The following is a 21,270-nucleotide window of genomic DNA, read 5'->3' as shown; positions in this document are numbered from 1 at the left end:
AGATGGTCGCGCGCGTTATCCCAGTTGTTCCGTTTGATCTGGTGATCTTTGGAGCCACCGGTGATCTGGCCCGTCGCAAAATTTTGCCGGGGCTGTTTCACAGATTTCGCGCGGGCCAGATGCCTGCTGAGGCGCGCATCATTGGGGCGGCGCGGTCCGATATGGACAACGCCGCATTCCGCGCGTTGATCAAAGACGCAATTGTGGAATTTGTGGACGAAGGCCTCCGTCCGGGCGACACGGTTGAAACGTTTGTTGAGCGGCTCGCTTACTTTCACGTCGACGCAACCGGCGAAGACGGCTGGCAGGCGCTGAATGACTATCTGCGGGATGACACCATCCGCACCTTCTATCTCTCTGTCAGTCCATCACTCTTTGGCGCTATCGCCCAACGGCTGAGCCAGCATGGCATCGCCACGCCCGACAGCCGTATTGTGGTGGAAAAGCCCTTTGGGCACGATCTGGCAAGCGCCCAGGCGCTGAATAAGGATCTGCTGTCGCATTTTGACGAACAACAGATTTACCGCATCGACCATTACCTTGGCAAAGAGACCGTGCAGAACCTCATGGCGCTGCGCTTCGCCAACTCACTGTTTGAACCGCTGTGGAATTCAACCCACATCGACCACGTTCAGATCACGGTTGCAGAGAGCATCGGGGTGGCTGGTCGCGGCGGATACTATGACCAATCCGGCGCCATGCGCGACATGGTGCAGAACCACCTGATGCAGCTGCTGTGCCTGATCGCGATGGAGCCGCCTTCCAAGTTCACGCCCAATTCCGTGCGCGATGAGAAGGTCAAGGTAATCGAAGCGCTGGAACCAGTTGAGCTCAGCGACATCGTGCGCGGCCAATATCTCGCTGGCCGCGATGGCAGAAGCTACTTCGAAGACGTCGAAAACACCGACAGCCGCACCGAAAGCTTTATCGCGATGAAGCTCGCTGTAGGAAACTGGCGGTGGGCTGGGACGCCTTTCTATCTGCGCACCGGTAAGCGTCTGCGCGGCCGCAGCTCTGAAATCGCCGTTGTCTTCCGCGACCCGCCTCACAACATCTTCCCCAATAAGATGGAAGGACGCAAAGGCAATGCGCTGATCATTCGGTTGCAACCGGACGAAGGCATCACCCTGCGTACCACCATCAAAGAGCCGGGCCCCGGCGGTATGCGCCTGACCGAGGTGGCGATGGACATGTCCTTTGCAGAGGCTCTTGGTAAAAATCTTATCTCACAAGACGCCTATGAGCGGCTTATTATGGATGTCATCCGCGGCGACCAAACGCTATTCATGCGGGGTGATGAAGTGGAAGCCGCTTGGGCTTGGGCCGATCCTCTGATTTCCGCGTGGGAAGAGGCAGGACAGCGCCCGGTGCCATATGATCCGAGCAGTTCCGGCCCCGAAGAGGCACTCATGTTGATGCATCAGGGCGGGCGTCGCTGGCGCCCGATCGGTAACTAAGGCCAATTGGCCCAAGATAGGAAGGATGGCTCCTATGCCGCTCCACCCAACCGTTGAAAAAGTCACCGAGCGCATCATTGCGCGCAGCAAACCACACCGTGGCACCTATCTGGAACGCATGACACAAGCGGCCGGCCAAGGCCCGGCCCGCGCCCATCTCAGCTGCTCGGGCCAGGCCCATGCCTATGCAGGCGCGGGCGCAGATCAATCTGCACTGGCCACCGGCACCGCTGGCAATCTCGGCATCATCACCGCCTACAATGACATGCTCTCAGCGCACCAGCCCTTTGAGCGCTATCCCACGCTGATCCGCGATGCCGCACGTGCGGCCGGTGGCACAGCCCAGGTGGCTGGGGGTGTTCCCGCCATGTGTGATGGCGTCACGCAGGGCGAAGCTGGCATGGAGCTTTCCCTGTTCTCCCGAGATGTGATTGCCCTCGCCGCCGGGGTTGCCCTAAGCCACAACACCTTTGATGCCTCCGTCTACCTTGGTGTGTGCGACAAAATCGTGCCCGGTCTTGTGATCGCGGCACAAAGCTTTGGCCATCTCCCAGCGGTCTTCCTGCCAGCAGGTCCCATGACCTCTGGCATCTCAAACGACGAGAAAGCCAAAGTCCGTCAACGCTTCGCGGCAGGCGAGGCTGACCGTGCGGAGCTGATGGCCTCCGAAATGGCGGCGTATCACGGCCCCGGCACATGCACCTTCTATGGGACCGCCAACACCAACCAGATGCTGATGGAATTCATGGGGCTGCACCTGCCGGGTTCCAGTTTCGTCTCCCCCAACACCGATCTGCGTGATGCGCTCACAGAAGAAGGTACACGACGCGCGCTCTCTCTTTCGGCGCTCGGCAACAACTACACCCCAACCTGCGATATCCTGGACGAAAAAGCCTTTGTGAATGGCATGATCGGCCTCAATGCCACCGGCGGCTCGACCAATCTGCTGATCCACCTGATCGCCATGGCCCGCGCAGGCGGCATCGTTCTGACATGGGAAGATTTTGCAGAATTGTCTGACGTGACCCCTCTGCTGGCGCGTGTCTATCCCAACGGCCTTGCTGACGTGAACCATTTCCACGCGGCAGGTGGGCTTGGATACATGATTGGAGAACTTCTCTCCGCGGGTCTTCTGCACAGCGACACCAAAACCGTCGCCGGTGAAGGATTGGAAAACTACACGCAAGAACCGAAACTGATAGACGGTGCCTTGATCTGGCAACCGGGGACAAAGGTTTCGCTCAACGACAAAATCGTCCGCCCGGCGACTGATCCCTTCCAACCAACGGGCGGTCTTGCGCGCCTTACCGGCAATCTCGGGACCTCTGTGATGAAGATCTCCGCAGTAGCTCCAGCACATCGCTTGGTCGAGGCACCGGCCCGGGTTTTCCATGACCAGGACGAAGTGAAAGCCGCGTTCCAAGCGGGCGAATTGACCGAAGACGTGGTGATTGTCGTGCGGTTCCAGGGCCCCAAAGCCAACGGTATGCCTGAGCTGCACAGCCTGACACCGCTGATGTCGATCATGCAGGGCAAAGGCCTCAAAGTCGCCTTTGTCACTGATGGGCGTATGTCGGGTGCGTCAGGCAAGATCCCCGCAGCAATCCATGTGAGCCCGGAAGCGCTCGACGGCGGCACCATCGCCAAACTCAAAGACGGCGATATCGTGCGTGTGGACGCCGAGGCGGGTGTCCTCGAAGTGCTCACAGAGGGTGTCGAAGAACGCCCAGCAGTTGTTGCTGATCTGACCGCGTATCAATCCGGCACAGGCCGCGATCTCTTTGCCACTTTCCGCAATGCCGTCGGCTCTGCCACCACCGGAGCCTCTATCTTTGAAGGATCACATTGATGCCGATCACCCCAAAGGATGCCAGCGCACAGGCCCGCGATATCTGCAACGCGGCCCCAATCGTTCCTGTACTCGTTGTCGAAAATGCCTCTGACGCCAAACCTTTGGCCGAGGCACTGGTTGCAGGTGGCCTGCCCGCGCTAGAAGTTACCTTGCGCACGCCAGCCGCACTGGATGTCATCCGCGCAATGGCCGAGGTGCCAGGCGGCATGGTCGGCGCAGGCACGCTGCTTACTCCGGCAGATGTGAAAGCCGCGAAAGACGCAGGCGCCACATTTGGCGTCTCCCCCGGTGCCACCGACACACTGATTGCCGCATGTGAGGCCGAGGGTCTCCCCCTCCTGCCCGGTGCAGCCTCTGCAAGCGAGGCCATGGCGCTCTTGGAACGCGGCTATGACATGCTGAAGTTCTTCCCAGCTGAGGCGGCAGGCGGCGCGAAGTTCCTGGGCTCTCTCGCAAGCCCATTGCCCCAGATTTCCTTCTGCCCAACCGGTGGCGTGAACCCTCAAAACGCCGGTGATTACCTGTCATTGCCAAACGTGGTTTGCGCCGGTGGCAGTTGGGTTGCGCCATCTGCGCTCGTCAAAGCCGGTGCCTGGGACGAGATTGAAGCCTTGGCCAATGAAGCGTCTCAGTTGCCGCGCTAACAATCCCTACCAGTTCCGACGGCCGCTGACATGATGCAGCGTGCTGTCCTTGGCAAACGGATCAACCGGCGCAGGCACACTGAGCCGGTTGATTGTTTTAATGGCCGCAGCCACTGCCAAAGCCGCAAACAGGGCGCCACCAAAGGCCTGCCCCAGCAACACGCCCGATGCGCCCCAGACTGCGCCACCAAGCAGCACGAAAGGATATGTTCCCAATGTGTGACGCCCCCAATTGACATATGTTGAGTAGATCGGGTGACCGAGATTGTTGAAGCACGCGTTACACAAAAAAATCACCCCGTTGAAAAACTGTAGCAGCGCCAATGGGCCACAGAACAAGAAGATCAGCGTACGCATTTCCCCCTCTGCGTCGAATATGTCCGCAATGGGGGCTCGCAGTACAAAGAGAACACAAGCGGCAAGCAGAACATAGGCACTGAGGAACTGAAGCCCTGCCCGCAGCGTACCTCTCACGCGATCAAACTGACCCGCTCCGAAGTTCTGACCGACGATGGGGCCAATCGCACCAGACAATGCAAAAACAACCGCAAAGGCCACAGGCAACAAACGCCCAATCACCGCCATGGCTGCCACTGCATCCGTGCCATAACGCGCCATTTCACGTGTGACGATGGCCGTGCCCAAGGGAGACGCCACATTGGTCAAGACCGCAGGACCCGCAATACTGCCAATGGCCTTGGCGTCACGCTGCAAAAGCCCAACCGCAGGTTTCGCCATCCCATTGTGAAAACGCACCACACAAAAGAGCGCATAGCCGCACATCACCAGTCGCGCCACGACGGAGGCATAGGCCGCACCGTCCAGTCCCAGCCCAACGCCGAAAATCAAGATCGGATCCAACGTTGAATTTACAACGCCGCCAAACACCGTGCCCATCATGGACCGGCGCGCATCACCGTGGGCGCGCAGAACGGCCATACTGGCCATTGCAATCCCCATCACCGGCATCGTGGGCAGCACGATGCTCACATACCGCTTGGCGAGCGCCAGCGTGTCTCCTTCAGCGCCCAGCCAGGAAATGATCGGGTCCAACGAACTCAGAACCACAATCGGCACCACAACGCCAAACAGGGCGGCGACCACCGCAACCGAAGTCGCATATTCACGTGCCAGCTGAGGCTTGTCCGCCCCGATTGAGCGCGCCACCAGAGAGCCTGAAGAGATCGAGAGCCCGATATTGACCGCATTGGTGAAGAACAGCAATGTACCGGCATAACCTACGGCAGCCGCAAGTGCTTTGTTGCCAAGCATTGAGATGAAAATCATGTCGACAAAATCGACCGCGAAAATCGCCATCAAGCCGACGGACGAGGTGAGCGACATCACGGTGACATGCCGCATCAAAGCGCCCTGAAGGAAAACTGCTTTGGCCAAATTTATCGCCCCTCTTCCGGTTCATCTTTCTTCAGGTTCGCCGGTGGCGGCACCCACCCGTCCGAGGCTTGAACCCCAAAACCTGTGCTGGCATTGCGCAGCTCTTCTTCCATCTGCTCATTCAGCTCACGCGCCAAGGCTACAAACTCGGGATTGTCCCCTGCCCGCACCCCTGGCTTATGAACAGAAGCAGTGTCCACAAGCAGTTTCCGGTCCGATTTGGTGAACCTTCGCGCCAAGCGCTCAGCTTGGTAAGGATGAATCCCAAGAGCTTCATAGGCCGAGCGCCCGGCCCGTACCGCGCTGTCAAAGGTTTCTCGCACGATGTCATTTGCACCAGCCTGGTACAGGTCATAGACATGCTCCCGGTCGACCGCACGCGCTACGATATGCACATGCGGGTGATGGCGCGACACATACTCCACCAGATGCGTAATTTGCTCTTTACCGTCGATGGCCACAACCAGCATCTTCGCGTCATCAATGCCCGCAGCATGAAGCATGTCCGGCCGGGTGGCGTCACCAAAAAACACTTTGGTGCCAAACCGGCGAACCATTTCAAGTTGTGTTGCGGAGTAATCCACCAGCACGGGCTGCTCCCCGATCTGCCGCAGCATACGCGCTACCACGCCACCGAAGCGGCCGTAGCCCACAACAATAATGGGGCTGCTGTGATCAATCTCGTCTGCCCCAGCCTCCTGGTCATGAGCAAATTTAGACGCAACCACCCGATCGTAGAAAATGAACAACGCCGGCGTCAGCAGCATGGAGAGTGTCACCACAAGCAATGCAATCTGCGCGACCTCCTGAGGCAGCACATTGTTGGCAACAGTGAAACTCAACAGCACAAAGCCAAATTCACCCGCCTGAGCGAGCCCCAAGGTGAAAAGCCAGCGATCAGCTCCTTGCAGCTTAAAGATCAGGGTCAAAATGTAGAGGACCAAGGCTTTGATCAGCATCACACCAAGCGTGATGCCCACCACCATCCACAGATTCTCAGCAAGCAAACTGAAGTTGATCGCCGCCCCGACGGTCATAAAAAACAGGCCTAGCAGAAGTCCGCGAAATGGGTCGATGTCGCTCTCCAATTCGTGTCTGTATTCGCTGTTCGCCAGAACCACGCCAGCCAAGAACGTGCCCAAAGCAGGTGATAGCCCGACGAGGCTCATCAACAGAGCAATACCAATCACCAGAGCGAGCGCGGTTGCAACAAACACCTCGCGCAGGTTCGCAAGCGCCACAAAGCTGAACAGAGGGCGTGTCAGAAAGCTGCCGATCATACCAATGGAGCCTATTGCAGCCAAAGTTATCAGTCCTACCTGCCAGCCCGGGCGTCCATCAACCAGACTGATCGCTGCATGGCCATCGCCATGCCCCTCCCCATGTCCATCATTATGACCTCCGCCATGGATCACATCGGCACCGTGCTCTGCCAATTCCGGCAAGGCCAAGAGTGGCAACAAAGCCAGCATTGGTATCACGGCAATGTCTTGAAACAACAGAACTTGGAATGACGATTTCCCGCCCTGTGCCTGCATCAAGCCCTTTTCATTGAGGGTCTGCAACACGATGGCCGTAGAGGACAGGGCAAAAACCATTCCAAGCGCCAAAGCAACGGTGGGCTGCAGCCCAAAAAGCATCGCGATTGCTGCAATCAATGCAATGCTCAACCCCACTTGCAAACCACCCAGCCCCAACAAGCGTCGCCGCATGGCCCAAAGCATCTTCGGATCAAGCTCCAAGCCCACCAGAAACAACATCATCACCACGCCAAACTCGGCGAAATGCTGGATCTCAATGATGTCCACATCAAGCCAATGGAGAATGGGTGAAATCGCGATACCTGCCAACAGGTAGCCCAAGACAGATCCCAACCCGAGCTTGGACGCCAAAGGTACAGCAATGACACCCGCAATCAAAATGACGGTGGCAAGCAACAAGAAGCTGGTCATTGGATCACCTCATTCAGGTTTTCGGCTTGCACGACGTCGAGCGCATTGGCTGATTCAAACGACACTTGGTCGTCGCGCAACGCGACCAACCAGCGTCGCCACCCTTCTGCATGGGGGCTTAATCCGTGCCCCTCGCGCTTGGCCAAAGCGCCATAGAGAACATAGGGCGAAAGAAATTGCATATGGCACAACCGCGCCGTTTGCTCCATCGGCGTCAGCAAAGTGCGCAGTGCAAAACCGTTGTAACCATCTGCCCCGTAGGCGTCCTCTGGCGCGCCACAGGTGATACCCATCGACCAGATTTTATCCGCCAGCTTGTCTCCCCCAGTCCCATAGGCGAACCCATGTTCCAGCACCAAATCCTGCCATTCCTTGATGATCGAGGGCGTAGAATACCAGAATAGTGGATATTGAAAGAGGATCACATCGCTGCGCAGCAGCCGCTCCTGCTCGGCCGCTACATCGATATCAAACCGAGGATACTTGGCGTAAAGATCGACAAATTCGATGCCTTCCACTGACTGTGTTGCCGCATTCATAGCTTTGTTTGCCATCGAATGCTGCGCACCCGGATGCGCCTGATAGATCAATACGCGCATATTCGGCGCCTCCCCACGTCAATGCTGCTGCGACACCTTGCCACCGCTTCTGATCAAGACCAACCCAACACAGTCGGCCAAATGGCGAATTCTGTTTTCATGACACAAAGAAAAACGCCGCCCCAAGGGACGGCGTTTTTTGATGTCTCATTGCGTTTGGCTTAGCCACCGAAGTCATCAAGCATGATGTCTTCGCGATCCACACCGAGATCTAACAGCATGTTGATCACCGATTGGTTCATGATGGGCGGACCACACATGTAGAACTCGCAATCCTCAGGTGCTGGGTGATTCTTGAGGTATTCTTCAAACAGAACGTTGTGAATAAAGCCGGTGTAGCCCTTCCAATCGTCCTCAGGCAGCGCATCAGAGAGCGCCACGTGCCATTCGAAGTTATCAAACTCCTCGGCCAAACCGTCGAAATCCTCAACAAAGAACATCTCGCGCTTGGAACGTGCACCGTACCAGAATGTGATCTTGCGATCGCGGTTTTCCAAACGCTTGAGCTGGTCGAAGATGTGGCTCCGCATTGGGGCCATACCCGCACCACCACCGATAAAGACCATCTCTTTTTTGGTGTCACGTGCGAAGAATTCACCAAACGGACCGGAGATCGTCACCTTGTCACCTGGTTTCAGGTTGAAGATGTAAGATGACATCTGACCCGGAGGGATGCCTTGGCTGCCCGGAGGTGGCGAGGCCACACGCACGTTCAGCATGATGAGGCCTTTTTCATCCGGGTAGTTCGCCATGGAGTAAGCACGTTCGATTGGCTCGCTCACCGTGGATTCATACTGCCACAGGTTAAACTTGTCCCAATCTTCGTGGTACTCTTCTTCAATCGCGAAGTCTTTGTAAGACAGCTTATGCGCCGGCGCTTCGATCTGAATATAACCACCTGCGCGGAAGTTCACATCTTCGCCTTCTGGCAGTTCTAGGACGAGGTTCTTGATGAAGGTCGCAACGTTTTCGTTGGAGCGCACAGTACACTCCCACTTTTTCACGCCGAACACCTCTTCAGGCACTTCGATGTTCATGTCCTGCTTCACAGCCACCTGACACGACAGGCGATCACCGCAAGCCGCTTCACGTTTGGTGATGTGGCTTTCCTCGGTTGGCAAGATCGAACCGCCGCCGGAGTGAATGCGCACACGGCACTGAGCACAGGTACCACCACCACCACAGGCAGAAGGAACGAACAGTTTCTGTTCCGCCAGCGTTTGCAGCAGCTTGCCACCCGCAGGCACAGAGATCGTTTTCTCGCCGTTGATTGTGATGTTCACATCACCGGTAGACACGAGCTTGGAGCGCGCGGCCAAAATGATGGTCACAAGCGCCAGAACGATCAGCGTGAAAAGAATGACGCCTAGTGTAAATGTTTCCATGTCCTTTGCCCCTTCAGAGTTTCACGCCGGAGAAGGACATGAAGGCCAAAGCCATCAGACCTGCGGTGATGAAGGTAATCCCAAGGCCTTGCAGACCGTCAGGAATATCGGAGTACTTCAGCTTCTCGCGCACACCCGCCATCGCAGTGATCGCCAGTGCCCAACCAAAGCCAGAAGACAGACCGTATGTGGTGGCTTCGGCAAAGTTGTAGTCACGTTCCACCATGAAGAGCGACCCACCGAGGATGGCGCAGTTCACGGTGATCAGCGGCAAGAACACACCCAGCGCGTTGTAGAGCGGTGGGAAGAACTTATCGAGCACCATTTCCAAGATCTGAACCATCGCCGCAATCACGCCGATGTAGCAGATCAGACCCAGGAAGGTCAGGTCCACACTCGGGAAGCCCGCCCATGCCAGCGCCCCAGGCGCCAGCAGGTATGTCAGAAGCAGGTTGTTGGTTGGAACCGTGATTGCTTGAACCAGCATCACAGAAATACCCAGACCAAGCGCGGTCGAAATCTTCTTTGACACAGCGATAAAAGTACACATGCCAAGGAAGAAAGAGAGCGCAAGGTTCTCAACAAAGACGGCCTTTACGGCCAGAGAGAGAAGCCCTTCCATTAGTGGCCCTCCACAACTTGAATTTTGTATTCACGCTCTTCCACTTGTTCCGGCTTCCAGCTGCGCACAGCCCAGATCAGCAAGCCGATGATGAAGAACGCCGAAGGTGGCAGCAGCAGCATACCGTTGGGCACATACCAGCCACCGTTGTTCACAGTCGGCAGGATGGTGACACCAAACAGGCTACCCGCGCCAAACAGTTCCCGAATGAACCCAACAACCAGCAGCAAAGCGCCATAGCCAAGGCCGTTGCCCGCGCCGTCGATGAAACTATCGATGGGCGTGTTTTTCATGGCAAAGGCTTCCGCGCGGCCCATCACGATACAGTTGGTGATGATCAGGCCCACGAACACAGACAGTGTCTTGGAGACATCATAAGCATAAGCTTTGAGCACCTGATCCACGATAATCACCAGCGACGCGATGATCACCATTTGCACGATGATACGGATCGAGCCCGGGATTTGGTTGCGCAACACCGAGATGAACATGGAGCTGAACGCGGTCACGGAGGTAACCGCCAGCGCCATCACAAAGGCCACCTGCAGCGAGGAGGTCACGGCGAGGGCAGAACAAATGCCCAGAACCTGAAGCGTGATCGGGTTGTTGTCGACCAACGGGTCGATCAGAAGGTCTCTCTTGGTTTGCGCCATCAGATCTCTCCCGCTTTGAGGTTTTCAAGGAACGGTGCGAAGCCAGCTTCCCCCATCCAGAAGCGCACGAGGTTGTCCACACCAACCGACGTCAGTGTCGCACCAGCGAGGGCATCTACATGGTGATCGGCACCCGCAGCCGAGGCAGATTTTGCAACTGTGATCTGCAGCTCACCGGCGCCATCAGCCAGCTTCTTGCCATTCCACAGCGATTTCCAGCGTGGGTTGTCCACCTCGGCACCAAGACCAGGGGTTTCCGCGTGGCTGTAGAACTGCAGACCAAAGATGTCGTTGCCGTTCTCTTCCAGCGCGATGAAACCATAGAGCGTCGACCACAGGCCATAACCATGGATCGGCAGGATCACCTTGTCGAGCGAGCCATCGTCGTTGCGCAGCAGATAAACTGTCACGAACTTGGATTGGCGGCCAATGCCCGCGGGGTCATCGCTCAGCGCCACAGAAAGTTCCGGGTCCGAAGCTGCTGCGCGGTCATCAAAAGTCGCAGCATCAAACGCATCGGTGAAAGTGCCGGTTTCCAGCTCAAGGACATGGGGCTCAAATACGCTGAAACCTTCCAGCACATCCATACCCGGCTCATAGAGACCCGCCACCTGAAGAACGTTGGCTTGTTTGTCCTTGAGCTTGTTTTGCTCCTGCAGCGGACGCAGCGCAACAGAGACCGCAGATACGATCATCGAAGCCACCAGACACAGGGTCACAGCGATAAAGACTGTTTTACCCACGCTGTCAGGCGGTGCCGCGAGAAAGCGTGCAATCGCGCCTTTGTTTTCGTTGGAAGCGTCAGACATGTTGACGGGCCCTCCGTTTGATATTGGCCTGCACAACGAAGTAGTCGATCAGAGGCGCAAAAACGTTACCGAATAGGATTGCGAGCATCATGCCTTCTGGGAAGGCCGGGTTGATCACACGGATCATGACCACCATGAAGCCGATGAGCGCACCGTAGATATAGCGGCCAACATTGGTGTGGCTGGCAGAAACCGGCTCGGTCACCATGAACACCATGCCAAAGGCAAAACCGCCCACCACAAAGTGCCAGTACCAAGGCATCGCAAACATCGGGTTGGTATCAGAGCCGATCAGGTTCAGAAGCAGCGAGAAGCCGATCATTCCGCCCATGCAGCCCACAACCAGACGCCAGTTGGCAATCTTTGTGATCAGCAGGAACGCCAGACCAATCAGACACGCCAGCGCAGATGTTTCACCGATGGAGCCCTGAACGGTGCCCACAAAGGAGTTCATCCAGTTCATGCCCTGCGCGGCCAGTTGGTCGTAACCCTGAGAAGCAGAAACAGAAAGCGCTGTCGCGCCGGAGAAACCATCAACCGGGGTCCAGATCGTGTCACCGGACATATTGGCCGGATAGGCGAAGTAAAGGAACGCACGCCCTGTCAGTGCAGGGTTCAGGAAGTTCTTACCTGTACCGCCGAACACTTCTTTGCCGATCACCACACCAAAGGAAATCCCGAGGGCCACCTGCCAAAGCGGAGCAGACGGCGGCATGATCAGCGCAAACAGCATGGAGCTGACGAGGAAGCCTTCGTTCACTTCGTGGCCGCGAACAGTCGCGAAAATCACTTCCCAGATACCTCCCACGACCAATGTCGTGATGTAGATCGGCAGGAAGTACAGCAAACCATGCGCAAAGTTGGCCAGCGGATTGCTCGCATCAAAACCAATGCCCAGTGCAGAGATGATGCTCGCGCGCCAACCGGAAGGCTCGAAGGTCCCGTAAGCAGAGTTGACCTGCAGACCGACGTTATAAAGCCCCATGATGATGCATGGGATGGTCGCGATCACCACATAGGTCATGATCCGCTTCATATCCACGTAAGAGCGGGCATGCGGCGCAGCAGTGGTGACAGTCTTAGGCGTGTAGATGAAGCTTTCCACCATCTCATAGAGAGGGAAATACTTCTCGTACTTACCGCCTTTCACAAAATTCGGTTCGATCCGATCAAAGAAGTTACGCAACCCCATTATCAGCCCTCCCGTTCGATTTTGGTCAGGCTGTCACGCAGCGCTTCACCGTATTCGTATTTCGCGGGGCAAGCGAAGCCGACCAAACCAAGGTCTTCTTCGTCCAGCTCCAGCGCGCCCAATTTCTGCGCTTCATCGGTGTCCATCACCAGCAGAGCACGCAGAAGCTGCGTTGGCAGGTAGTCCTGCGGCATCAGCTCTTCGAAAGTGCCCAGAGGCACCATCGCACGACGACCACCGTTCAGGTTGGACGTCAGCGGGTAGAGTTTCTTGGAGAAAGCAGATCCCAGAACAGGCAAGAAAGAGAACTTGCTTGGCATTGGGCGAATCCAGCCCATCGGAATTTGCTTGTGATCTTCCTCGATGATCGTGACCTGGCGTGCGTAGCGACCAAGGAAAGCCTCGACGCTTTCGCCTGCATAACCGCTCAGGATCGAGCCGGAGACCAAACGCACAGGCGTGTCACCGGCGATCTCGCCTTCGGTCAGCTCTGTCAGAGAGGCACCCTCAATCGTACGAACAAGACGCGGAGTTTTGCTCAGCGGACCGGTCAGCGCGATCACGCGCGACGAATCGATCTTACCAGTCTCCAGCAGCCGACCAATTGCGATCACATCGTGATAACCGATGGTCCAGACAGTTTTGGATGCGCTGGGAGGCTCAAGGAAGTGCATGTGCGTCCCCGCTAGACCAGCAGGGTGCGGACCGGAGAAGGTCGCAACGGTCACACCAGCAACATCGGCACCAGGAATCTGCGCACCATTGGCGTGACACAGATAGGTATTGCCATCGGTCAGCGCTGTGATTGCAGCCAGACCTTTGGCAAACGCTTCACCAGCATCTGCAATCACAACAGCAGGATCGCCAGCCAAAGGCTCCGTATCCATCGCATTGACATAGATCGCTGCAGGCTGTGCGTCGCTCGCGGGAACCTTGGAGTAAGGCCGTGTGCGGAAAGAGGTCCAGAGGCCTGCGGCACACAGGCGTTCAACCAGACCTTCGCGTGTGGCGACGTCGCCAACAGCCGAGAAGTCCATCGGTTCTGCCGCGGATGCATCCACCTCGATCTCAACGCTGAGCAACACTCGGCGCGGACCGCGGTTGATCGCCTTCACACGACCAGAAACCGGTGAAACCACTTTGGCTTCCGGCGAATCTTTATGCGCCATGATCGGCGCTCCTGCAGCCACAACGTCGCCTTCTGCGACGGCAATGCGTGGCTTCAATCCTATATAATCGGCCCCGAGGACAGCCACGGTCTTGACCGCCGCTCCCTCATGTATTCCTTCGCCGGGAGCCCCGGTGACTGGAAGATTCAGGCCTTTTCGTAGCGCAAAATGCTGCACGCCAATGTCATCCTGTCGTTGCTGGTTAGTGTTGCGAATGTCGCGACTGATTGCGGCTGCGTATACGCGGAGTCTCGCCAGACAGCCAGTGCAATTCGACCATTTTTCTATTGTTTCTTGTCCCTCAGAGCAATAATGTGCCGCCGACAAAAAAAAGCGCTCGTTTTTGCCGCAATGCGCTATCGACGACACGTCTCATACCTCCAAGCTCACAACGAAGTGTTAGCAATGCCCTCTCTTTCTCGTCGCAGTTTCATTTTTATGGCGCTGGCCGTTGCGGCATGTAAGCGCGGGGCGGCGGATATTCTGCTCAGCGGGCAGACAATGGGGACAAGCTATTCAATTGTCGGCGTGAATTCTCCCGGCATCGCCGAAGCAGAACTCAAAGACGCAATCAACGAGACTTTATTGGATGTCGACATCAAGATGTCCAATTGGAACAGCGCATCAGAGGTCTCCACAATCAACGCGCACTCCCTGAAAACGCCGCTGCCACTCTCTCGCGATATGACATCGCTTCTCGAAGCAGCCCATCACGTGCACGCAGCGAGCGAAGGTCAGTTCGATATTACGCTCGGCCCACTGATTGACCTCTGGGGATTCGGCGCGGCGCGCCCACCCGGCATCATCCCTGCCGATGCGGAGATCACCGCCGCTATGCGCAGCGTAGGTCAAAAGGAGATGCTGCAAGTCAAAGACGGCCAACTTTACAAAGGCCACCCTGACGCAGCCATGTATCTCTCGGCCATTGGCAAAGGATTTGGCGTAGACCGCCTTGGAGATACACTCGCGCAGTTTGGGCTCACCAACTACATGGTCGAAATTGGCGGCGACATCGTCACATCAGGTACCAACGCGCAAGGGCAGCCTTGGCAGATCGCCATCGAGACACCTGACGCACTTGCCCGCAGCATTCATCAAGTGGTTGGTGTGGCAGATTTGGGCATGGCCACATCAGGCGATTACCGCAATTATTTTGAAAAGGACGGCGTTCGCTATTCCCACATCATCGATCGGAACACGGGACGTCCTGTCACCCACGCAACTGCATCAGTGACGGTGCTCGCGGAAAACGCGATGCTGGCAGATGCTTGGGCGACCGCTTTGCTTGCGCTTGGGCAAGAGCGTGGCCTTGATGTCGCAGAAAAACACAAGATCGCGTCTTTGTTTATTGAACGTTCAGCAAAGACAGACCATGTAACCTTCAACGCGACGCCGAGCACAGAGTTCGACGCCATCATCGCTGGCTAAAAGGCACTACTCTTATGGAAACTTTCCTCTTCGCATTTGTACTTTTGATGCTCGTCACGCTGGGCATGTCCCTTGGCGTGATCATGATGGGCCGCACGATCAAAGGCTCCTGCGGCGGGTTGAACGCCATCAGCGGTGCGGACAAATGCGTGGTATGCAGCAAGGATATCGATCCAGACAGCCCTTTGCGTGAGCGCCTTCAGTGCCCACGCGCGCGCAAAATGCTTGAGCAGATGGAAACTGAGAAAACTGCTGACAGCTAAGCACTTGGCAAAGATCGCCCCCCCAAAGCCGCACATCATGTGCGGCTTTTTTTGTGGCCAGCTTAGCCTGTGGAGACTGGCAGCAAAGCCACCAGTAGCAGGCAGGACGCAGCAACAAGGCCGAATAGCCAAAGCTGCCACCTTGGCCCCTCTTCTTTCCAAACACGCCGATAGCGGTGCCCCGCCAAACAGGCGAGCACAAACAGAACCGTTGCAACAGCGGGCGAAAGAATCAAATCAGGCAAAGAAAAGTCCCCAAAACGCGGATCTTGCGTATAGGCTGGTGGCATATCGTTAGAATATTGAACACGCAAGGAGCCCAAACATGCCAAGTTCCTATCAGGCCCCAAACCGCCAATCCGAAGAAAAACAGCGGACGCTCAGCCAGACCGCAAGCACGAATACCTCGGCCACGACGGCCACCGTGCAGATGGTGCTCAACCAAAAAGGCAAAGACGTCTTCTCGATCCGTCCGCAAGACACTTTGGGAGCAACGGTAAAGGTCCTGAAAGAGCGCCGCATTGGTGCTCTGCTGGTGACGGATGCGAATGGAGCGTTGATCGGCATTTTATCTGAGCGCGATATCGTCCGCAAACTCGCGGAAACACCCGGCCAAACGCTTCCACAAAAGGTCGAAGACGTGATGACGACAAACGTCCAAACCTGCACAATTGACGACTCGCTGGTCGACGTGCTGCGGCGCATGACAGAGGGCCGTTTCCGCCACATGCCGGTGATGGACCAGACCGGTTTGGCCGGAATGGTCACCATCGGAGATGTGGTCAATTACCGTCTTGTAGAGCTGGAACACGAAGCACTCCAACTCAAACAGCTCATCGTCGGCTGATACGCCTACAGAGTTTGCGTATCAGCGGGTTTCAGGTGGTTCCCCTGCACGTTGGGGAACTGCCGACCGTGTAGAACATACGCGATACACCAATACCCAACAGCCAACGCCAATTGCAGACGGATGGTTGGCAGTACGTCCTGAACAGACGCCCCCATCTGATCCACACGCAAGAACGCATCAATCGCTGAGGTCGATGGAACAATATGGGCGGCCCAGGCGATCCACCAAGGAATGCTCTCCATCGGCCAGGCAACGCCGGCAATGAAGAAAAGTGGCATCCCCTGCACAACAAGGAAGAAGACCACACTTTCCCGACTTCGGATCAAATGGGTCAACGCGAACCCCATCGCATTCACCGCAATCAAAAAGGGGACCGCAACGGCAAACAGCGTCCAGAGGTTGCCAATCCAGGGAATGCCATAGATCGCAGGCAATGCGAGCTGCGTCACAACGATCCAAACAAGATACAAAAGTACATAAGCGGCGGGGGTCGCAACTCGCTGGATACCAGGGCGGGCCTGCTGGCCCGCGTGCATGATGGCGATACCCATCAGCAGGGTCTGCTGCAAAATCAGAACGAATGCTGCTGGCACAACATAGCTACCAAAGCCGCCTTGCGGATTGAAGAGCGCCACAGATGTGTGATTAATCGGCGATATAAGCGTCTGTGCCGCATCCGTATCCAATCCTGCGGATGCAAGCCTCTGCTGTCGAATTTCAGCGCCTAAGCTTTGCGCTGCGTTGTTCGCCGCAGCCACAAATGCTCCATAGATTAGAAAGTAGCCACCATCGCCATAAACGGCCACCGGCGCATTTTGCCCTTTCAGAAGGTCATGCTCAAAGGACGGAGGCACAATCACAACACCATAAGCCTTGCGATCAAAGAACATTGCCTCTGCCACAGGCAGCCCGTCAACGGTGGCAATGATCTCGACGCTATCGCTGTTGTGTATCCGGCGCAAAAACTCACGGCTCGCGGTGGATCCGTCCTGATCAACCGCCACAATCGGCACATCGCGTACCACTTCGCCCCGATAGGGCTGCGGGTACAAGCAAGCATAAATCAGGATCGACACCACCATGGTCATCCGGGCGCCCTTGTTTGCGAAGAGGCGCTTAAGGGCATCCATCATCGCCAACACAAACATCTTCATGCGGCAGCCTCCTTGGACGGCTCAGGACGTGAAGCTTTGCGTTTAAGCAGTAACAGCGCTAACCCGCCGTACACCAGCATTTGCAGCGCCAACCATCCCAAGGTTGGAAGCGACGTCTCAATTGGGGTTCCGCGCAAAACCTGATCCACCCGCAATTGCAGATACGGAATCAAGGGCAGCAAACCGCCCCAGGCCCAGGCAAAGTTGTTCATCATAATGCGTGGAAAGCTGATCCCGGCGAAACCAAAGGCAGGGCCAGTCATAACGCCGGTCATGCCAAGTGCAGCAACCGTATCGCCAGCCACCGTCGCAATGAATGCCCCCAAGCAAAGGGAACTTGCGATGAACAGCAACGAGTACGCCACATGCAGCAGCATACTCCCCTGAAACGGGGCATCAAAGTAGCCAAATAGAATGGCGTCGCCAAAGATAAGCGTCAGTAAAAACGCCAATAGGTAAGGTGTCAATTTGCCCGCCAAAGCAGGCAGCGCCGAGCCTCCCAAACGCACCAGATTCCGCGCGCCATTGTGCTGTTGCAAATCCCGCGCGACATTCAGCGCGGCTCCCGCGCTGATAAAAATCAAAAGAACAGTCGGCATAAGCGCTGCGAGCAGGAACTGAGTGTAATCCAGCGCCGGATTAAACAGCGGGCTTTGCTGCAAGGGGATTGGGCGAATGGCTTCAAGCGCCGCCTCATGGGTTAAACCATTGCTTGTTAACACACGCACCGAGACACCGGCAGAAAAGGTCGAAAGCGCTTGCCGCGTTGCGCGGGAGACTATGCCGCCAATCGTCAAAAGCTGATTGTTGTAAAAGGTAACGACTTCTGGCTGGCGCGCGCTCAGTAAGTCTCTCTCCATGTTTTCAGGAAAGAGGATGACCGCGTAGACATCACCGCGAATGATCGCCTGTTTGCCTTCTGCCAGGTTTGCCATCTGCAGCGTCACCGTGACATCCGGTGTTGCATCCACCATACGGATCGCCTGTCGCGACAACGACGTGCCGTCGTTGTCGACAACCGCAACCGACAGATCACGCGGCAACCCCACAGAAAAAACCGCGGATAGCAGCAACATCAAAAACAGAGGAAACGGCCCAAGCATAAATGCAAGATTGGGGCGCGCCTGTATCCGTCTGAGTTCTCTGCGGAAAACACGCCAAAAGCCGGCAGGGAGTGGGCGCGCCATGGCTCAGCGTCTCTTCCAGGCAATCAGCGCACTCATGCCAGGGCGCAGCTCCACATCACGCTCAATCGGCTCCAGACGAATAGAGAACGTGCGCAGATCAAAATCACCCGTGGCTTTGGTAGCGCGCCAGTTTGCATAGTTGCCCTCGGCATTGACGGCGGTGACCTTCGCGGGGATCACCCGATTGTTGAGTGCAGGAATTTGAACGTCGAGTTCTTGCCCAACGTTAAGCCCGTTCAACAGATCTTCGCGCAGGTTAAAGGTGAACCAAGCATTATCAATATCCACAATCGACATCAAAATCGCGCCGGAAGAAAACAGCTCGCCAGGTTCCGCAAGACGCGCGGTGACTTGCCCGTTGATCGGTGCCGAAATGGTTAGTTCGGCAATATCCGTCTTTGTGCGCGACACACTCGCATCCGCCTGCAGAACTTGCGCCTCTGCCGCCGCCTTCTGCTCCACGCTGTTACCGTTTTGCGCAAGGCGCAGATTGGCCTCTGTGGCCAGAACATTCTGCTTTGCGGCACTAAGGGTGTTGGATGCCTCATCAAGACGCTGAATAGACGCTGTTGAATGCTCTGTAAGCTGGCGGATACGTTCATAGACTTTCTCGGCGAGCACCAGATCCGCTTTCGCACGCTCAAACTCGGCTGCTCGCGCATCAATCGTCTCTGGCCGGGTGGCAAAGATAAGATCACGATTCGCGACCGCCACACGCTGTGCAGCCTTTGCACTGGCAAGCGAAGCTTCGAGCTGAGGGCTGTTCAAAACAACCACGACATCTCCGGCAGCAACGCGATCACCAAAGTCAGCGTTCACTTCTGCGACACGGCCGGAAACCTTCCCCGCCAAATCGATGCGCGTGGCTTCAACTTCGCCCTGCACCACCAAGGCGGCAGGCCCCTGGGTCTCATAATAGAAATAACCGCCAATGGCGGCTGCAAGGATTAGAAAAACGGCAAGAAGTTTTTTTACCGACATGTGATCGTTCCGTCTGTTTTTGCTGCCCCCTGAGCAGCAAGCCACTCAACGAGCCAATGAGAGAGGCTGCCGCATGCTCCAGAAGCCTGAAATTGGAGCCCCGATCATCCACGTGGAAGAACGAGATAGGGTACGCGGATAGTCGGGGCGCGGAAGTAAAATGCTACTGCCGCAAAAGTCGAATTTGGAAATCTGGTTCAAACCCCATACTTTTTAAGGCGAGGACAAAGAGACACGACAGGCCATTTTAGCTCCGCTACATCGCTCGCTCAGATCAATAGCATTCTGTGTTGGTACACTCCTTCAGTCGGATGCCGTTCGATCCGGCTCAAATCCCCACTTCAAGTTACAGCAAATATGGGCAATTCCATTCACACCGCACATGATTAGGACGGACAAGAGTTTAGCACTTTCGGACAGAGCAACTGTGAGTTTCGGACCGAACAGAGGTTACCAAATTAAAACACCAGCCATGCACCGCAGCCTTATGAAGTGGCTTTTGCGAACGCGCGCCAAAGTTCAAATATCGCGGCACGGTGACTGGCGCGACATACGACACCCAAGTTGCCTTCAGGCGTTTCAAGGAGAACAAGCACGCGATCGTCCGCAACAGATAGCATGTTGAGGGTCGCATTCGCAGGTTTCCAGAGCTTTTGTTTGCTAGTGTTATCTGAAGCGCGCGCGAGACATCGGTCAATCAGTCCAAGATCCTCGGGGTTACCATCTGAGAGTGGTTGCCCTCCCGCAGGAGCGACATCACGCCAAGACAGAGCCATAGCCTTTAGCTTGTCTCTGAGTGTCTCCAAGACTTGCCTCTGCCCGTCTGGCTCTCTTCCCTCATGCATGGCTTTCAAAAGTGACCCATGCGACCAAGAGCGGCCTGTTTCGGGCAGCTCCGGGCTGCGCTCAACGATCTCAAACTTCAGCGCTGCGCATCCTGCGAAAGCTGTACTCAACAGCTCGATTACCGCCGCGCCATTCGCATCTTCCAATTGCGGGCCAACGCCCTCGATATCAACGAGGTGGCGGTTGCTGATGGCCAGAAGCACCCGCACATTTTCTTCTTTCCCAAACACGGCGATGCGACGCGCGAGAACCGTTTCACCTATCTCAGCGACAATTGCCGCCAAAAGATCTTGAGTGCCTTCAAAGACATGCCACGTGCCATAGTACCCGTTCCGATCTTGTGCAAACAATCGGATCGCATCGGCAAAGCCATCGTCGACTTGCCTCACCTCGGTCTTATGCCCCTTCCGCGCGGCCATCATGACGGGACCGTCAATGAAGTAAGCACCTTACGCCCCATAGCCACGACCTGATCAGGGTCGCTCTCTAGGCCACAAACAAAACACAACAAATCGGACGTGCCCGCCGCATCACGCATAAAAATACGCATGTCCTCGGGCGACAATGCAAACGCGTCTTCCGGAATAGAAACGCCCTCACCCGACAACAGATCAAAGCTCTGCGCTGCCTGGATACAGAGTTGATCAAGCGTTTCACGCCGCACATCAGGTTGGTGAGACGCCTTGAGCACAAGGCGTGTTTTTAGGTCCGCAAAGGCCACCACACGGCAGCCGGGAATTTCTGCACGTAACACATCAATTTGTGCTGCAATATTCACGCTCGTCGCCCACCTTTCCTCTTACACGACGCACCCGAGACAGTTGATCTACCC

At 56.2% G+C, this 21,270-nt stretch carries 20 protein-coding genes; 6 read left to right on the top strand and 14 right to left on the bottom strand.

Annotated features, from left to right (window positions below):
* The first annotated feature begins 2 nt into the window (after positions 1-2).
* Genes zwf through eda form a run of 3 tightly spaced genes read left to right on the top strand, consistent with a single transcriptional unit; the run spans position 3 to position 3,953 of the window.
* A complete protein-coding gene (gene zwf / locus J7412_RS11130; protein ID WP_209078696.1) occupies positions 3-1,457 on the top strand; it encodes a glucose-6-phosphate dehydrogenase in 1,455 nt (484 codons plus the stop codon).
* Between the two features lie 34 nt (positions 1,458-1,491).
* Entirely contained in the window at positions 1,492-3,306 is a 1,815-nt protein-coding gene (gene edd / locus J7412_RS11125; RefSeq protein ID WP_209078695.1) for a phosphogluconate dehydratase, read from the top strand.
* The gene (gene eda / locus J7412_RS11120) at positions 3,306-3,953 is read left to right on the top strand and encodes a bifunctional 4-hydroxy-2-oxoglutarate aldolase/2-dehydro-3-deoxy-phosphogluconate aldolase (RefSeq protein WP_209078694.1); all 648 of its coding nucleotides are present in this window, start codon (positions 3,306-3,308) and stop codon (positions 3,951-3,953) included. Before edd ends, eda begins: the two co-directional genes overlap by 1 nt.
* Positions 3,954-3,959: 6 nt before the next feature.
* On the opposite strand, the gene J7412_RS11115 is transcribed toward eda, so the two are convergent.
* The 9 genes from J7412_RS11115 to J7412_RS11075 all read right to left on the bottom strand — a co-directional run bounded on the left by J7412_RS11115 (position 3,960) and on the right by J7412_RS11075 (position 13,906).
* Positions 3,960-5,348 carry an MATE family efflux transporter gene (locus J7412_RS11115; RefSeq protein WP_247743872.1) on the bottom strand — a complete coding sequence of 463 codons (1,389 nt, stop codon included), beginning with the start codon at positions 5,346-5,348 and terminating at the stop codon, positions 3,960-3,962.
* 2 nt (positions 5,349-5,350) lie between these two features.
* Positions 5,351-7,300 carry a cation:proton antiporter gene (locus J7412_RS11110; RefSeq protein WP_209078693.1) on the bottom strand — a complete coding sequence of 650 codons (1,950 nt, stop codon included), beginning with the start codon at positions 7,298-7,300 and terminating at the stop codon, positions 5,351-5,353.
* Complete coding sequence (locus J7412_RS11105) at positions 7,297-7,899, bottom strand: NAD(P)H-dependent oxidoreductase (RefSeq protein WP_209078692.1); 603 nt, start codon at positions 7,897-7,899, stop codon at positions 7,297-7,299. The genes J7412_RS11110 and J7412_RS11105 overlap by 4 nt, the downstream gene beginning before the upstream one ends.
* Positions 7,900-8,060: 161 nt before the next feature.
* Positions 8,061-9,284, bottom strand: a complete 1,224-nt coding sequence (gene nqrF / locus J7412_RS11100; RefSeq protein WP_209078691.1) for an NADH:ubiquinone reductase (Na(+)-transporting) subunit F — start codon at positions 9,282-9,284, stop codon at positions 8,061-8,063.
* A gap of 13 nt (positions 9,285-9,297) precedes the next feature.
* Entirely contained in the window at positions 9,298-9,906 is a 609-nt protein-coding gene (gene nqrE, locus J7412_RS11095) for an NADH:ubiquinone reductase (Na(+)-transporting) subunit E (RefSeq protein WP_209078690.1), read from the bottom strand.
* Complete coding sequence (locus J7412_RS11090) at positions 9,906-10,559, bottom strand: NADH:ubiquinone reductase (Na(+)-transporting) subunit D (protein ID WP_209078689.1); 654 nt, start codon at positions 10,557-10,559, stop codon at positions 9,906-9,908. The genes nqrE and J7412_RS11090 overlap by 1 nt, the downstream gene beginning before the upstream one ends.
* Positions 10,559-11,368: a Na(+)-translocating NADH-quinone reductase subunit C gene (locus J7412_RS11085; protein WP_209078688.1), complete on the bottom strand. Its 810-nt coding sequence runs from the start codon at positions 11,366-11,368 to the stop codon at positions 10,559-10,561. The genes J7412_RS11090 and J7412_RS11085 overlap by 1 nt, the downstream gene beginning before the upstream one ends.
* A complete protein-coding gene (locus J7412_RS11080; RefSeq protein ID WP_209078687.1) occupies positions 11,361-12,560 on the bottom strand; it encodes an NADH:ubiquinone reductase (Na(+)-transporting) subunit B in 1,200 nt (399 codons plus the stop codon). The genes J7412_RS11085 and J7412_RS11080 overlap by 8 nt, the downstream gene beginning before the upstream one ends.
* Positions 12,561-12,562: 2 nt before the next feature.
* A complete protein-coding gene (locus J7412_RS11075) occupies positions 12,563-13,906 on the bottom strand; it encodes a Na(+)-translocating NADH-quinone reductase subunit A (protein WP_209078686.1) in 1,344 nt (447 codons plus the stop codon).
* Here J7412_RS11075 and J7412_RS11070 point away from each other — a divergent pair.
* The 3 genes from J7412_RS11070 to J7412_RS11060 all read left to right on the top strand — a co-directional run bounded on the left by J7412_RS11070 (position 13,898) and on the right by J7412_RS11060 (position 16,267).
* Positions 13,898-15,157, top strand: a complete 1,260-nt coding sequence (locus tag J7412_RS11070) for an FAD:protein FMN transferase (RefSeq protein WP_247743871.1) — start codon at positions 13,898-13,900, stop codon at positions 15,155-15,157. The two genes, J7412_RS11075 and J7412_RS11070, sit on opposite strands and share 9 nt — an antisense overlap.
* A 14-nt stretch (positions 15,158-15,171) precedes the next feature.
* Positions 15,172-15,420, top strand: coding sequence for a (Na+)-NQR maturation NqrM (nqrM, locus tag J7412_RS11065; RefSeq protein ID WP_209065098.1), 249 nt, complete (start codon positions 15,172-15,174; stop codon positions 15,418-15,420).
* Positions 15,421-15,745: 325 nt separating this feature from the next.
* A complete protein-coding gene (locus J7412_RS11060) occupies positions 15,746-16,267 on the top strand; it encodes a CBS domain-containing protein (RefSeq protein WP_209078685.1) in 522 nt (173 codons plus the stop codon).
* Between the two features lie 5 nt (positions 16,268-16,272).
* Here the strand turns inward: J7412_RS11060 and J7412_RS11055 are convergent, their stop codons facing one another.
* The 5 genes from J7412_RS11055 to J7412_RS11035 form a co-directional block, all read right to left on the bottom strand.
* Positions 16,273-17,424, bottom strand: coding sequence for an ABC transporter permease (locus tag J7412_RS11055; RefSeq protein WP_209078684.1), 1,152 nt, complete (start codon positions 17,422-17,424; stop codon positions 16,273-16,275).
* On the bottom strand, positions 17,421-18,527 hold the full coding sequence (locus J7412_RS11050) for an ABC transporter permease (protein ID WP_280637732.1): 1,107 nt from the start codon (positions 18,525-18,527) through the stop codon (positions 17,421-17,423). Before J7412_RS11050 ends, J7412_RS11055 begins: the two co-directional genes overlap by 4 nt.
* Before the next feature lie 87 nt (positions 18,528-18,614).
* On the bottom strand, positions 18,615-19,592 hold the full coding sequence (locus J7412_RS11045) for an efflux RND transporter periplasmic adaptor subunit (RefSeq protein ID WP_209078682.1): 978 nt from the start codon (positions 19,590-19,592) through the stop codon (positions 18,615-18,617).
* A gap of 485 nt (positions 19,593-20,077) precedes the next feature.
* Positions 20,078-20,860 (bottom strand): hypothetical protein, encoded by a 783-nt coding sequence (locus tag J7412_RS11040; RefSeq protein ID WP_209078681.1) that lies wholly within the window; start codon positions 20,858-20,860, stop codon positions 20,078-20,080.
* Positions 20,857-21,216 (bottom strand): hypothetical protein, encoded by a 360-nt coding sequence (locus J7412_RS11035; protein ID WP_209078680.1) that lies wholly within the window; start codon positions 21,214-21,216, stop codon positions 20,857-20,859. The genes J7412_RS11040 and J7412_RS11035 overlap by 4 nt, the downstream gene beginning before the upstream one ends.
* Between the last annotated feature and the right edge of the window lie 54 nt (positions 21,217-21,270).

The sequence above is a fragment of the Shimia sp. R9_3 genome (assembly GCF_017743755.1).
Taxonomy (GTDB): domain Bacteria; phylum Pseudomonadota; class Alphaproteobacteria; order Rhodobacterales; family Rhodobacteraceae; genus Shimia.
The sequence above is the reverse complement of the archived record's forward strand: the minus strand, read 5'-3'. Positions and strand labels throughout refer to the sequence as shown.

Bases quoted from the DNA above. Each gene is read 5' to 3' on its own strand.
- zwf (WP_209078696.1), top strand. From the start codon at position 3: ATGGTCGCGCGCGTTATCCCAGTTGTTCCGTTTGATCTGGTGATCTTT.
- edd (WP_209078695.1), top strand. From the start codon at position 1,492: ATGCCGCTCCACCCAACCGTTGAAAAAGTCACCGAGCGCATCATTGCG.
- eda (WP_209078694.1), top strand. From the start codon at position 3,306: ATGCCGATCACCCCAAAGGATGCCAGCGCACAGGCCCGCGATATCTGC.
- J7412_RS11110 (WP_209078693.1), bottom strand. From the start codon at position 7,300: ATGACCAGCTTCTTGTTGCTTGCCACCGTCATTTTGATTGCGGGTGTC.
- J7412_RS11105 (WP_209078692.1), bottom strand. From the start codon at position 7,899: ATGCGCGTATTGATCTATCAGGCGCATCCGGGTGCGCAGCATTCGATG.
- nqrF (WP_209078691.1), bottom strand. From the start codon at position 9,284: ATGGAAACATTTACACTAGGCGTCATTCTTTTCACGCTGATCGTTCTG.
- nqrE (WP_209078690.1), bottom strand. From the start codon at position 9,906: ATGGAAGGGCTTCTCTCTCTGGCCGTAAAGGCCGTCTTTGTTGAGAAC.
- J7412_RS11090 (WP_209078689.1), bottom strand. From the start codon at position 10,559: ATGGCGCAAACCAAGAGAGACCTTCTGATCGACCCGTTGGTCGACAAC.
- J7412_RS11085 (WP_209078688.1), bottom strand. From the start codon at position 11,368: ATGTCTGACGCTTCCAACGAAAACAAAGGCGCGATTGCACGCTTTCTC.
- J7412_RS11080 (WP_209078687.1), bottom strand. From the start codon at position 12,560: ATGGGGTTGCGTAACTTCTTTGATCGGATCGAACCGAATTTTGTGAAA.
- J7412_RS11070 (WP_247743871.1), top strand. From the start codon at position 13,898: ATGCTGCACGCCAATGTCATCCTGTCGTTGCTGGTTAGTGTTGCGAAT.
- nqrM (WP_209065098.1), top strand. From the start codon at position 15,172: ATGGAAACTTTCCTCTTCGCATTTGTACTTTTGATGCTCGTCACGCTG.
- J7412_RS11060 (WP_209078685.1), top strand. From the start codon at position 15,746: ATGCCAAGTTCCTATCAGGCCCCAAACCGCCAATCCGAAGAAAAACAG.
- J7412_RS11055 (WP_209078684.1), bottom strand. From the start codon at position 17,424: ATGAAGATGTTTGTGTTGGCGATGATGGATGCCCTTAAGCGCCTCTTC.
- J7412_RS11050 (WP_280637732.1), bottom strand. From the start codon at position 18,527: ATGCTTGGGCCGTTTCCTCTGTTTTTGATGTTGCTGCTATCCGCGGTT.
- J7412_RS11045 (WP_209078682.1), bottom strand. From the start codon at position 19,592: ATGTCGGTAAAAAAACTTCTTGCCGTTTTTCTAATCCTTGCAGCCGCC.
- J7412_RS11040 (WP_209078681.1), bottom strand. From the start codon at position 20,860: ATGATGGCCGCGCGGAAGGGGCATAAGACCGAGGTGAGGCAAGTCGAC.